This is a genomic window from Microlunatus aurantiacus, from assembly GCF_039536605.1.
Taxonomy (GTDB): domain Bacteria; phylum Actinomycetota; class Actinomycetes; order Propionibacteriales; family Propionibacteriaceae; genus Microlunatus; species Microlunatus aurantiacus.
This window is the reverse complement of record NZ_BAAAYX010000002.1, coordinates 526,275-539,460: the sequence shown is the minus strand read 5'-3', so window position 1 is coordinate 539,460 and position 13,186 is coordinate 526,275. Positions and strand designations below refer to the sequence as shown.

9 protein-coding genes are annotated in these 13,186 nt (G+C 70.5%); 3 read left to right on the top strand and 6 right to left on the bottom strand.

Annotation, left to right across the window (positions count from 1 at the left end; all coding sequences use genetic code 11):
- Positions 1 to 80 precede the first annotated feature (80 nt).
- The 3 genes from ABD714_RS02640 to ABD714_RS02630 form a co-directional block, all read right to left on the bottom strand.
- The gene (locus tag ABD714_RS02640) at positions 81 to 707 is read right to left on the bottom strand and encodes an endonuclease domain-containing protein (protein WP_344810713.1); all 627 of its coding nucleotides are present in this window, start codon (positions 705 to 707) and stop codon (positions 81 to 83) included.
- 660 nt (positions 708 to 1,367) lie between these two features.
- The gene (locus ABD714_RS02635) at positions 1,368 to 2,390 is read right to left on the bottom strand and encodes a glycosyltransferase family 2 protein (RefSeq protein WP_344810712.1); all 1,023 of its coding nucleotides are present in this window, start codon (positions 2,388 to 2,390) and stop codon (positions 1,368 to 1,370) included.
- 35 nt (positions 2,391 to 2,425) lie between these two features.
- Positions 2,426 to 4,003: an LCP family protein gene (locus ABD714_RS02630; RefSeq protein WP_344810711.1), complete on the bottom strand. Its 1,578-nt coding sequence runs from the start codon at positions 4,001 to 4,003 to the stop codon at positions 2,426 to 2,428.
- A gap of 129 nt (positions 4,004 to 4,132) precedes the next feature.
- On the opposite strand from ABD714_RS02630, the gene ABD714_RS02625 reads away from it, so the two are divergent.
- Both ABD714_RS02625 and ABD714_RS02620 read left to right on the top strand, forming a co-directional pair.
- Complete coding sequence (locus tag ABD714_RS02625; protein WP_344810710.1) at positions 4,133 to 5,440, top strand: LCP family protein; 1,308 nt, start codon at positions 4,133 to 4,135, stop codon at positions 5,438 to 5,440.
- 72 nt (positions 5,441 to 5,512) lie between these two features.
- Positions 5,513 to 5,824, top strand: coding sequence for an EthD family reductase (locus ABD714_RS02620; protein WP_344810709.1), 312 nt, complete (start codon positions 5,513 to 5,515; stop codon positions 5,822 to 5,824).
- Between the two features lie 5 nt (positions 5,825 to 5,829).
- On the opposite strand, the gene ABD714_RS02615 is transcribed toward ABD714_RS02620, so the two are convergent.
- The 3 genes from ABD714_RS02615 to ABD714_RS02605 are packed head-to-tail and all read right to left on the bottom strand — an operon-like array spanning position 5,830 to position 10,516.
- Positions 5,830 to 6,576 (bottom strand): AAA family ATPase, encoded by a 747-nt coding sequence (locus tag ABD714_RS02615; protein WP_344810708.1) that lies wholly within the window; start codon positions 6,574 to 6,576, stop codon positions 5,830 to 5,832.
- A gap of 60 nt (positions 6,577 to 6,636) precedes the next feature.
- Complete coding sequence (locus ABD714_RS02610; protein ID WP_344810707.1) at positions 6,637 to 9,306, bottom strand: AAA domain-containing protein; 2,670 nt, start codon at positions 9,304 to 9,306, stop codon at positions 6,637 to 6,639.
- A 40-nt stretch (positions 9,307 to 9,346) separates the two neighbouring features.
- Complete coding sequence (locus ABD714_RS02605) at positions 9,347 to 10,516, bottom strand: acyl-CoA dehydrogenase family protein (RefSeq protein WP_344810706.1); 1,170 nt, start codon at positions 10,514 to 10,516, stop codon at positions 9,347 to 9,349.
- 94 nt (positions 10,517 to 10,610) lie between these two features.
- Here ABD714_RS02605 and ABD714_RS02600 point away from each other — a divergent pair, with 94 nt between their 5' ends.
- A complete protein-coding gene (locus tag ABD714_RS02600; RefSeq protein WP_344810705.1) occupies positions 10,611 to 13,151 on the top strand; it encodes a glycoside hydrolase family 2 protein in 2,541 nt (846 codons plus the stop codon).
- Positions 13,152 to 13,186: the final 35 nt, after the last annotated feature.

The window sequence follows — 13,186 nt, the reverse complement described above, 5'->3', positions numbered from 1 at the left end:
GCATCTTCGGCCCTGGCCGCCCCCACGCCCTGAACATCCCGTCAGTCGACGGATTCCGCGGCGACCAGGGGCGGCCAGAGTCAGGCCGCCGACGGCCGTCCCGGGTGGCACCGGTCCCATTCGGGCGACAACCGACGCCTCCCGAGGTGCTGGCCACGGTCGACGAGCGCGGTGCGAATACGGTCCACCGTTGCCGCTGGCTCGTCGTACACGTCCTCGCTGACCAGCACGATGAACAGCCAGCCCTCGCGTTCGAGCTCCTCCCTCCGCACGAGGTCCGAGCGGCGTTGCGCCGTTATCAGGTGGTGACGGCCGTCGTACTCGATGACGATCCTGAGGCCGACGTAGCTGAGGTCCAGCCGACGCCGCCAGTCACCGTTCGGATAGCGGAGGATGTGGTTGGTGGTCGGTTCGGGCAGACCGGCCAGCACGATGAGCATCCGCACCCGAGACTCCATGGGCGAGTTCACTCCGGTACGGACCAGGCGTGCCGCGCGGCGCGCGAGCCGGCACCATCGGCCGGTCCACCCATCAGCCGCGGCCACCAGTTCCTCCGGAGACACCACGGCTGCGGTCACCAACGAGTCGCCCGCGACCACCAGATCGACCAGGTTCGGGCGTGTCGACGCGAGTTCCAAGAACGCTCGCGCCGGTGGGCTGACGGTCACTCCTTGACGCCGTCGAGGCGTGAGTGCCGGGTCGGCCACGTGCGCCACGACACCGCGCCGCTCCGACCGCGTCGCCCTGATCGGCGAGCTGAGGTGGACCTCGGAGGTCGGAGGCGACCACCCACCCCACAGTGACACGGCCGTGTGGTGGCTCGCGTAGGAGCCGGGCGGGGCGACCAGCAGCGCAGCTCTGGCCCGAACGCCGACGGTGATCTCGACGTCCGCGGCGACGTAGATGCCGTGCAAGATGCGTCGGAACCGGTGACCGGCCAGGTCGTTGTCGGTCATCCCGGACAGGAGAGCTTCTTTCCTGGTGAATGGTCTGCGCGTGTTCAACACCTTCGGCACCTGGGTCGTCATGCCGTACAGCGTCGAGTCTCCACGACGGCCGTGGAGGCCTCGTGTGTCTGCCGTTCGTCGACGGTGGTGACCGATGTCCGTCGTTGTTGGTCGACACCGCGCTGGTGTTGTCCCAAACACGCTTCAGCGTCGCGCCAGCCCGATCGACCCGTACTGGAAGATTCCGTCAGTTGACGGGGTTTGGCGATGTCCGCCCGCCGGAGCGCGAGCTCCCCGTCGGCTGACGGAAAGTTCTACGCCGTCGACCTCGGAGGACCGCAGAAAGCCGTCGACTGACGGAAAGTTCGAAGAACAGGCCGCGACCGGCTCACGCCAGCCCACCGGCTGCCGAGGAACCGGTCAGCGGCGTCCGACCAGGAACCCGCTTCCCCACGCCAGGTGGGTGGCCGCGATCACGGCCGGCAGCCACCGTCGCGCCTCGGGCGGCAGGGTGGCCGGGGCCGTCGACGTCGCGTACGCCACGAAGGCGCCGTAACCGGCCGGAGCCACGGCCCCGAGCTGCAGGAAGCGAGAACCGGTGGCGCGGCCGACCAGCACACCCAGCGTGCCCAGACCGATCGCCACGACAGCCGCGGGCGGAGCCAGGTAGCGCACGCTCGCGGTGTCCGGGTGCCGCCGGACGACCTCGCGCCGCCACTTCCCGGTGTCGTACATCTGCTTGACCAGGGCCTTGAGGGTCGACCGTGGCCGGTAGGTGACCCGCAGCTCCGGAGAGAACCAGACCAGCCGCCCGGACTGGCGGAGCCGGTAGTTCAGCTCCCAGTCCTGGGCCCGGAACATGGTCTCGTCGAACCCGCCCACGGCCTTCACCTCGGCCTTGTCGAACACCCCGAGGAAGACCGTGTCGGCCGGACCGGCCGGCACGTCGCCCTGGTGGAACGCCGCGCCGCCCAAGCCGTAGCGACTGGTGTAGACGAAGGCGACGGCCTGCTCGAACGATGTGCGACCGCGCGCCTCCATCACCCCGCCGACGTTGGCCGCGCCGGTCTCGGCCAGCAGCTCCACGGCCCGGGCGATGTAGCGCTCCCCCAGCTCCCCGTGCCCGTCGACCCGGACCAGGATGTCGTGCCGGGCGGTGGCGATGGCCAGGTTCAACGCATGGGGCGTACGCCCGGCGGGGTTGTCCACCACGGTCAGACGAGCGTCGGCCGCGGCCAGCTCCTCGGCGATCTCGTGCGTACCGTCGGTGCACGGGCCGATCGCCATGATCAGCTCGAGGTCGCCGGGGTAGTCCTGGTCGAGCACCCCGGCCACGGCGGCCCGCAGGTGCTGCTCCTCGTTCAGGACGGGCATCACCACGCTCACCCCGGGCCAGGCGCGACCCGCCCCTCCACCGGACGAGGCCGACTCCCGAGCAGACATGGACCCATTGTGTCGCTCTGTCACCGGTTCGGCCCTCAGCTCGCGGCGCAGACCGACCCGAGGTCCTCGGTCTGCTGGCCAGGCTTGAGCGTGGCGGTCGACTTCCTGGTCTTCTTCTTGCTGCTCGACGGGCTGGGCGAGGCGGAGCTGCCCGACTCGCCGGCGGGCACCGTGGTGGGCTGCTCGGTGGCCGTCGGCGCCGGGCTGGGGTTGTCCTTGGCCTCCGCCTTGGCGATCTTGGTCGCCACCATCTGGTGCATCTTGGGGAAGTCCGGGCTGCCCGGGTAGATCACCGGCGGGATGAAGGCCACGCTGGAGATCGGCTTCTCCTTGGCCTTGAGGGCCAGCTCCATCAACGTGTCGATCTTGCGCGGCGGGATGTCGGTCTCCACGATCTCCTTGCCGGCCGAGGCGATCTGGTTGAAGTTCGTCAGCACCGTGACCGGGTCGAGCTGCTTGAGCATCGCGGTCATCACGCACTTCTGCCGCGCCATCCGGTCGTAGTCGGAGGAGTCCGATCGCGACCGCGCGAACCACAACGCCGAGCGGCCGTCGAGGAGCTGGTTCTTGCCCTTCTCCACGTAGCCGTACAGCTTGGCGTGGCCGCCACCGATCGGGATCCGGCGGTTGACGTCGATCCGGATCCCGCCGACGGCGTCGACCAGGGCCTCGAAGCCCTTCATGTCCACCATCGCGTAGTAGTTGATCTTGAGACCGATGGCCCCCTCGACGGCTTCCTTGGTGGCCTGCACCCCGGGGTCCTTGACGCTGTCGGGGTAGATGCCCGGATGCGTGCTGGCGTAGGTGTAGACGGCGTTCAGCATGCAGGAGTGGTCCTTGCAGCCGTAGCCCTTGGGGAACTTCTCGTGCATGGGCGAACCCTCGGGGAAGGGCACGTCCTCCATGTTCCGGGGCAGGCTGATCAGCACCGTACGGCCGGTCTCGGCGTCGATGCTGGCCACGGTCAGGCTGTCGGGGCGCAGCCCGGTCCGGCCCTTCCCGGCGTCCCCCCCGAGCAGCAGGATGTTGTAGCGACCGGCCTGGGCCTTGGTCTCGCCGCCGCCGGCGAACACCGAGGTCATCAGGCTGCGCTGCGAGGACACGATCGAGGCCGAGGCCACCAGTCCGCCGACGACGACGAGCACGAGCACACCGCTCATGGCCGCGAAGCCGAGCCGGTGTCGTCGGGCCAGCTCGGGCGGCCGGCCCAGCCGCCAGGCGTCGATGAACAGCAGTCCCCAGCCGAGGCCGAGCACGACGAGCAGCACCTGCAGCACCACCAGCACGGCGGCGTCGGTGAACAGCCCCACCACGGCGGACCGCCAGACCACCGCCCCGAGTCCGAGCACCAGCAGCAGCGCCCAGAGCGCGATCCAGGTGCGCAGGGCGATCCGGCCGATCCGCTTGTTCCCAGCGGCGATCTGGGCCGACCCGGGCAGCACCAGGGTCATGCCGAGGAAGCCGACGCCGCGCCGCAGCTTCACCCGCTCGCTGCGCTGCTGCGGGGTCCGCAACGACGGCGTCAGCTGCGGCGACGCGGAGGTCGACGATCCTGCCGAGGTCGACGGGAGCGGCTGCGACGAAGCGGGACCGTCCACTTCGGAGTCGGGCACGAGGAGCCTTTCGTCGGTCGGGAAACGTGCGTCCTGCGAAGAACTCACGCCAGTATGGGCGCCGCGAGCGGGCCGTCCGGGCGCGCCACGCCGGGTCCGGCGGGAACGCCTGCGGGTACGCTCGCAGGCATGGCTCCGAGTGGCGACGACGACCTGGACTGGTTGTACGGCCGCGACGATCGCCGTCGGTCCGACCCCGAACCGACCCAGGTGCTGCCGCCCGAGGCGCTTGCCGCCGGTCGACCGGCAGCGCCCGCACAGCCCCCGCGGCCGGTTCCCGACCCCACGCCCCCGCAGCCGTACAGACCCTCGAGCCAGGCCTACGGCGGGCCTCCGACCCAGGCGTACGGGCCCCCGACCCAGGCGTACGGGCCTCCGCAGGCGCCCGGGCCCGTCCGACCGCGGCCGGCACCGCCACCCCAGGGGCCGCCCGGCGGTCCGCCCCCCGGCGGCGCCTCCGGCAAGCCCCCGAAGCGCAAGCGGCCCGTCCGGCGGGTCCTGGCCGTGCTCGCGGCCCTGCTGGCCGCCCTGCTCGTCTGGCTGATCGCGGTCCCGGTCTACGCCTGGAGCAGGATCGAGCGCGTCGACGACGTCCCCGCCGGCGAGCGGCCCGGCAACCAACCCGGCACGACAGTGCTGCTGGTCGGCTCGGACTCCCGCGAGGGCCTGACCAAGGCGGAGAAGAAGAAGCTCGGCACGGGCAGCACCGCGGGCCAGCGGACCGACACGATCATGATCTTGTCCATCCCCCCGGGCGGCAAGCCGGCGCTCATCTCGGTCCCCCGCGACTCCTACGTGCCCATCCCCGGCAACGGCACCAACAAGATCAACGCCGCGTACGCCTTCGGTGGCCCCGAGCTGCTGGTGCAGACCGTGGAGCAGAACACCGGGCTGCGGATCGACGCCTACACCGAGATCGGTTTCGGCGGCTTCGTCAACGTCATCGACGCGCTGGGTGGGATCGAGATGTGCCTGCCGAAGGCGATCAAGGACGCCGACTCGCACCTCAACCTGAAGAAGGGCTGCCAGACGCTGTCCGGCACCAACGCCCTCGGCTACGTGCGGATGCGCAAGGCCGACCCACTGGGTGACCTCGGCCGCGTGCAGCGACAGCGGCAGATGCTGGCCGCCATCGCGAAGGAGTCGGCCTCGCCGGCCACGGTGATCAACCCGGTGCGCTACGTCACGCTGGCCACCGCGACCGCGGACGCGATCACCATCGGCGACGACACCACCTTCATCGAGATGGCGCGGATGGCCAACGCCATGCGGAAGGTCTCCAGCGGCGGGGGGTTCACCCTCACCGTCCCGGTGTCGAACCCGGGCGCCTCGACCCCGGTCGGCTCGGCGGTCCTGTGGCACGAGAGCAAGGCCAAGGCGATGTTCGCCGACGTCGCGCGCGGCGACACCAGCGACCTGGCCAAGTACGCGAAGTGACGGCGTCGACAGCCCGTTGGTCCCGTCGTACGGTTTCCTTCTCGGTCCGAGGCTGACGACAGGCGGTAGCTCATGAGCGCGAAGCTGGTGGTTCTCTACAACCCCCCGACCGATCCGTCGGCGTTCGACGCCCACTACGAAGCGCAGCACGTGCCACTCGTCAAAGCCGTGCCGGGTCTGGGATCGATCACGGTCAGCGTCGGTCCGGTCGGCACCCCGGACGGCCCGGCGCCCTACCACCGGGTCGCCACCATGACCTTCGCCTCGATGGCGGACCTGCAGGCCGGTCTCGGCTCACCCGAGGGGGGCGCCGCGGCGGAGGATCTGGCGAGCTTCGCCACCGGTGGCGCGACGATGCTGGTCTTCGACGAGGTCGAGCTCTAGCGCGGTCACTCCGGGAGCAGGTGCCGCAGGTACTGCATCGGATTGCCCAGGAACCGGCGGTAGTGGTCCACCACCGTCAGGGCCTCCCAGGCGGTCGGGGTCAGACCGTCGCCGTCCAGCTGGAGCAGGGTCGCCCCCGGGATCGCCGTCAGCACCGGTGAGTGCGTGGCCACCAGCACCTGGGCTCGGGCGTCGGCGGCCAGGAGACCGACCAGCACCAGCAGGCTCTCGAAGGACAGGCCCGCCTCCGGCTCGTCCAGCACGAAGAAGCCCGGGTCGGTGAACCGATGGGTGCTCAGCATGGCCAGGAAGGACTCACCGTGACTGAGCTCGTGGAAGGTCGGGTCGTCGCCGCCGGGGTTGTCCTCCAGGTAGCTGAACAGCCCGTGCATCGTCTCGGCCCGGAGGAAGTAGCCCCAACGCGCCGCGCCCGCCCCGCGGGTCAGCTGCAGGTGGTCGGCGAGGGGGGACTCCGACGGTCGGGTCGAGTGCCGCGCACCGGTCGAGCCACCTTCGGGGGACAGCCCGTACGCCATCGCCACGGCCTCCACGATGGTGGACTTCCCGGCCCCGTTCTCCCCGACCAGGATGGTCAGCCCGCCGAGATCGAGCCCGTCGTCCAGCAGCTGCCGCACCGCGGGGAGCGTCGCCGGCCAGCGGTGGCGCGGCAGCGGGTGGGACGGGTGCTCCGTGACGCGGCGGACCGGGTGCTGATCGAGCCAGCCGCCCGTCGGTGGCTTCCGGGCTTCCATCGAGCCGATGCTAGGCCGGTCCTGCGACGATGCGGCGCACTACCCACGCTCGGTCAGTCGTCAGCCCAGGTCGCCGAGCCCTCGCCTCTCGAAGTTGGCCTTGCCCTCGAGCCCCGCCAGCGCACGCATACCCGGGCTGTCGCAGCCGACCACGAACGGCCAGCTGCCGATCAGGAAGATCTGCTTCCTCCCGCGGGTCAGAGCGACGTTGAGGAGCTTGGCTGCGCTGACCGCTCGAGCTGGTCCGCTCAGATCGGCCGCCGCCACCCACCGCGGCCGGTCGTCCTGCATGAGATCGATGATCACCCGGGTGAACTCACGGCCCTGGAAGCGGTGCGCCGTGCCGGCCTGCACAGCAAGTCCAGCCCGGTCGAAAGCCGACTCCATCGCCAACGCCTGAGGGGCGTACGGGCTGACGTAACCGAGGGTGTCGGCAGGATGCTCGGTGACGAGCCGCTGGGCCAGCAGCAGCGCAGCCGCCTGCGTGGGTCGACACACCCAGGATCCGTTGCGGGGTTCCAGGTGCACACCACCACCCGACGTGTCGATGAAGGTGATCGTGCTTCCGTCGCTGTCCTTGCTCGGCCGATCGCTTTCCAGGAGGCCGGCGTAGCAGAAGGCGTTGACCACGTCCCCGACGATGGAGGGATAGCGGTACTGCCGGACGAGAGCCACGCAGCGCGGGTGCCGCTCCGCGGTCCAGCGGTCGTGGATGCCTGCCAGGCCGAAGATGTCCTTCGACTGCCAGGCAACGATCCTGCGGGTCTCATCGTCGACGGCGTCGTCGACCTCCGCGATCGGGGCGTTCTGCAAGAAGTCGCCGACCAGGGCCAGCGTGCGGTCGGCCCGGGAGCCGGCGTAGACGATCGACGCAGCCTCGGCGCTGGCAGCCTCGTCGATGATCACGACGTCGAAGCGTCGCTTGGCCAGCTCGCGGTTGGAGGCGAGGCTGGTGAGCGTGGTGGCGATCACCGGAGCCTCAGCCAACAGCGTCAGTCGAGTCGCCTGGTACTCGTCCTTCAGCTTCTCCTCCGCCTTCTTCAGCTCTGCCAGCTCCTCGTCCAGCTCCGCCAGCTTCTGCAGGACTGAGTTGTAGCGCGTCACCAGCACGAAGGCCCCGAGGTCCTGAAGCCTCGCGATCCGGGTCTCGTGATCAGGGTCCGTCGGCATCTGTTGCAAGGCAGCCTCGGCCGACCTGAGGCGATCCGCGGCCGCCTTCGCCGCGTTCGCCGCGGCGACCGCGCGGTCCAGCTCTGACGCAGCGACGGACTCGGCGTGCGCGCGCTCGACGGCCCGCTCGAGACGTGGCTCGAGGTCACTGATCTGGCGCCTTCTCAGGGTCTGCTCGCGTTCGGCGACACGGAGACCCGCCGTCGCGGCTGCGTACGCCTCCTCGCGGCTCACGACCTCGACGTCACTGGCAGCGAGGTCCCGCCGGCGCCGGCTTGCCGTCCACGGCAGGATCATCGCGCGTTTGAGCTGCGCGGCCGCCGCGGCAGTGGTCCGCACAGCACGCGCCTCGGCCAGACGCCTGCGCTCGACGGCGCACGACCGCTCACTCTCCTCGACAGCCACCGCCGCTCCCGCCAGCAGGTCCTTCGCCTGCCCCAGCAGCCCCTCTATCGCTCGCCGCTCGTCGGCGGCTCCGGCGACCTGGTGAAGGGCGGCCGTCTTCTCGGCACTTCTCGCGACCGCCTCTCGCTCGTGGTCCGCTGCTTCCTCCAGCTCAGCGCGGACACCGCAGAGAAGCTCTCGAGTTTCGACGACCTTCCTCAGCGCCCGCACCTCGACCACGTCTATCCCGGCGTCGTCGAGCTCGTTGCGGAGCCGAGGCTCCTCCTCTCGGGTGGGGTTCCCCTCGTTCTCACGCGATGCCGCACGAAGGGACTCGGACCGCTCGACGAGGTTGACCGCGGCCGCTGCCGCCTTGTCCAGAAGGAGGTGCGGATGGTCGCGCACCGAGGGCAGGATCTTCGTCTCGTCCGCTGGCGGGTTCCGCACCACAGCGCCGAGCTCGAGCAGCGGTCGTCCCGCCTTGGCGTCCTCTGCCATCAGCGCCTCGAGCACGTTGTCGACGGCTACGTGCGTGTGGGAGGAGAGGAGAACTGAACGGCCGTGCTGCAGGGCGTCGCGCACGGCACTGGTGATCACCGTCGTCTTCCCTGTGCCGGGCGGGCCCCACACGAAGCACCCGCCCTCCGACGTCATGGCGGCGAGCGCCCGTCGCTGTCCCTCGTTCAGCTGCTGCCGCGCACTCGACGGGCTGAGCTCGCGGCGCCCGCGGGACCAGAGATCGGCTATCCGTGGGCCACGAGTCACGTCGGTCAGGGCTGCGCGCAGCTTGAGCTTCAGCTTGAGGTCCTGGTCATCCACCCGGTAGACCCGCACCCTCGTGACCGCCGCGAGCGCATCGCGAGTCGCGTCGGGGACGTCGAGTCTCAGTGTCCTGGTCTTCGGGTTGAACACCGGTTGCTCCAGCGGCTGCCGATGCGGTGGACGATCGGAGAGATCCGCGTCGACGGCGAAGTACTGGCAGTCTCGCCAGTAGACACCGCGGGCTGGACCTGGCACCAGCGTGAGCCGGTTGTGGTCGGGCGGCCAGGGAACGGGATGCTGTTGCACCAGCACGCCCTTGGCGCTGCGGCCGGCGATCAGGATCGCGGCGTCGAGTGCCTGCAACGCGGCCGCCTTGATACCCGGCCAGTCCAGCTCGTCTTCCTGACTCCCCATGGAGCGATGCTAGGTAGGCCCACTGACAGAACGGCGCCGGTCAGACCTGCGGCAGACCCGCCAGCAGCTGCCTCGCCATGACGATCCGCTGCACCTGGTTGGTGCCCTCGTAGATCTGGGTGATCTTGGCGTCGCGCATCATCCGCTCGACCGGGTAGTCCTTGGTGTAGCCGTAGCCGCCGAGGAGCTGGACCGCGTCGGTGGTGATCTCCATGGCCACGTCGGAGGCGAAGCACTTGGCGGCGGCGCCGAAGTAGGTGAGATCGGCGTCCCCGCGCTCGGACTTGGCCGCGGCCGCGTAGGTGAGCTGGCGGGCGGCCTCGAGCTTCATGCCCATGTCGGCCAGCATGAACTGCAGACCCTGGAACTCCGCGAGCGCCTTGCCGAACTGCTGCCGCTGCTGGACGTAGCCCAGCGCGTAGTCCAGGGCGCCCTGGGCGATCCCGACGGCCTGCGCGGCGATCGTCACCCGGGTGTGGTCGAGGGTCTTCATGGCGGTGCCGAAACCGGTCCCCTCGGCGCCGATCAGCCGGTCACCGGGGACCCGGACGTCGTCGAGGTAGACCTCGCGGGTCGGGGAACCCTTGATCCCGAGCTTCTTCTCGGGGGCGCCGAAGGACACGCCCTCGTCGCCCTTCTCGACCACGAAGGCGCTGATGCCGCGGGACCGCTGATCGGGGTCGGTCACGGCGAACACGGTGTAGAGGTCCGAGACACCCGCGTTGGTGATCCACCGCTTGGTGCCTTTGAGCACCCAGTCGTCGCCGTCGCGCACGGCGCGGGTCCTCATGCTGACGGCGTCGGACCCGGCCTCGGGCTCGGACAGACAGTACGAAGCCATCGCGTCACCGCTGGCCAGGGTGGGCAGGTAGCGCTGCTTGAGCTCGTCGGACCCGGCCAGCAGCCAAGGCAGCGAGGCCAGCTTGTTGACCGCGGGGATCAGCGAGGACGACGCGCACGCCCGGGCGATCTCCTCGATCACGATCACCACGGCCAGGGCGTCGGCGCCCACACCGCCGTACGCCTCGGGCACGTGCGGGGCATGGAAGTCGGCGGCCCGGAGCGCCTCGAAGGAGGCCTTGGGGAACTCGCCCAGCTCGTCGGCCTCCGCAGCGTGCGGGGCGACCTTCTCGTCGCACACCTCGCGCACCGCAGCCCGGAACGCCCGGTGCTCCTCGGTGGGGGTGTAGATCTCGTCGAACGCACTCACGGTTCCCACGATAGCCGTCGACCCTACTCGTGAGTAACAAGGTGCCACTGCGAAACCTTGTTGCTACTTAACCGGTCAAGTAGCCTTGGTCGTCGTGACTTCCGCATCCCCGGACCCGACCTTCCGCCGCACCTCGTTGGACACCGCCGACTCCCCCGCGGGGACCGGCTGGCAGCTCTCGCCGCTGACCGGGGTGCCCGCCGACTGGAGTGCGGTGGGCGCGACGCCGATCCGAGCGACCGTTCCCGGCGAGGTGGTCGCCGACCTGCTGGCCGCCGACCTGATCCCGGACCCCTTCGACGGCGACAACGAGAACCGGCTGCACTGGATCGGGTCGACCGACTGGTCGTACCGGACGATGTTCGCGTTCCAGCGGGGCGACCAGCAGCGGCACGACCTCGTCTTCGGCGGACTGGACACCGTGGCCACCGTGCTGCTGAACGGCACCGAGATCGCCCGCACCGCCAACCAGCACCGGTCGTACCGGTTCGACGTCACCTCCGCCCTCCGTGACGGCGAGAACGACCTCGAGATCCGCTTCGAGGGCCCCGTGAGCGCCGCCGAGCGGCTGTCCGCCGAGCTCGGCGACCGTCCGCGGGCGTACGCGCACCCGTTCAACGCGATCCGCAAGATGGCCGCCGGCTACGGCTGGGACTGGGGTCCCGACCTCGCCGGCGTCGGCATCTGGAAGTCGGTCGGGATCGAGTCGTGGAGCGGTGTACGGCTGGCGTCGGTGCGTCCCCTCGCCCTGGTCGAGGGCACCAGCGGTCGGCTGGCGACCCACGTCGAGCTGGAGTGGGCCGACCGGGCCGGCGACGCCGTCGAGGTCGCCGTCACCCTGGCCGGCCAGACCGTCACCACCGAGGCGTCACCGGGGCAGACGTCCGTCGTGCTCGAGCTGACCGTCCCGGAGGTGGAGCTGTGGTGGCCGCTCGGCCACGGCGCCCAGACGCGCTACGACGTGACCGTCGAGGTGGCCGGCCAGTCCTTCGCCGCCGCCGTCGGCTTCCGCACCGCCGAGCTGGTCACCACCCCGGACGCGTACGGCACCGGCTTCTCCCTGGTGGTCAACGGCACCCCGATCTACGTCCGGGGCTTCAACTGGATCCCCGACGACGCGCTGCTCACCCGGCTCACGCCCGACAGCTACCGCAGCTCGATCGGCGAAGCGGTTGCCGCCGGGGCCAACCTGCTGCGGATCTGGGGCGGCGGCATCTACGAGAGCGACGACTTCTACGACGTCTGCGACGAGCTGGGCATCCTGGTCTGGCAGGACTTCCTGTTCGCCTGCGCCGCCTACAGCGAGGACGAGCCGCTGCGCAGCGAGGTCGTGGCCGAGGCGCGCGAGGCCGTCGCCCGGCTCGCGTCCCGCCCCAGCCTGGTGGTGTGGAACGGGAACAACGAGAACATCTGGGGCTACGTCGAGTGGGGCTGGCGGCAGCAGCTGGCCGGTCGCAGCTGGGGCAACGGCTACTACACCGAGCTGCTGCCCGCCATCGTGGCCGAGCTGGACCCGCGGACGCCGTACTCCCCCGGCAGCCCGTTCTCCTACGCCGACTACCACCACCCGAACGACCCGCGCAGCGGCACCGTGCACATCTGGGACGTCTGGAACCAGCTCGACTACACCCACTACCGCGACTACCCGGCCCGCTTCGTGTCCGAGTTCGGCTTCCAGGGCCCGGCCGCCTGGTCGACGCTGTTCTCCGTCGTCCATGATCAGCCGGCCGACCCGTACGGCACCCAGATGCTGGTGCACCAGAAGGCGCACGAGGGGAACCTCAAGCTGGAAAGGGGTCTGGGTGATCATCTGCCGGTGTGGCGGTCCGATCCCACGCCGGACATGGACGACTGGCACTGGCTCACCTCGCTCAACCAGGCCCGCGCGGTGGCGTACGGGATCGAGCACTTCCGCAGCCTCTACCCGCGCAACACCGGCGCGATCGTCTGGCAGCTCAACGACAACTGGCCGGTCGTGTCCTGGGCGGCCGTGGACCACGCGGGCATCCGCAAGCCGCTGTGGCACGCGCTGAAACGCGTCTACGCCGACCGGCTGCTCACCTTCCAGCCCAGGACCGACCACGACCGCACCGCCGACCCGGGTGTCGAGGTGCTGGCCCTGGTCGCCCACAACGACGCCCCGGACGCCTGGACCGGTGAGCTGGTGATCGCCCGCCGTGGCACCGGGGACGGTTCGCCGGTGCTGGCCGAGCAGCGGCTGCCGCTCCACCTCGACGCCCGCTCGGCCATCACGGTGGCGTTGGACGCCGACGTCGTGACGACCGACGACCCCACCGGTGAGTTCCTGGTGGCCACGGTCACCGGCGACGCCCCGGCAACCGCCTACGGCTACTTCGTGGAGGACACGGCGCTGCGGCTGGTCGGACCCGACGAGGCGTACGCGGTCGACGTGACCCCCGTCGAGGACGGCTACCGGGTCCGGCTGTCCGCTCGTGCGCTGGTCAAGGACGCGGCCCTGTTCCCTGACCGGCTCGGCGCCGCGGCCCGGGTCGACTCGGGCCTGGTCACGCTGGCCGCCGGCGACACCCACACGTTCGTGGTGAGCGGTGCGGCGGTGGACGAGGTGGCGCTGACGGCCAGGCCGGTGCTGCGCAGCGTCAACGACCTGGGCTGACCCCCGGCCCGGCGTCGCCCCGGTCGGCACGGACG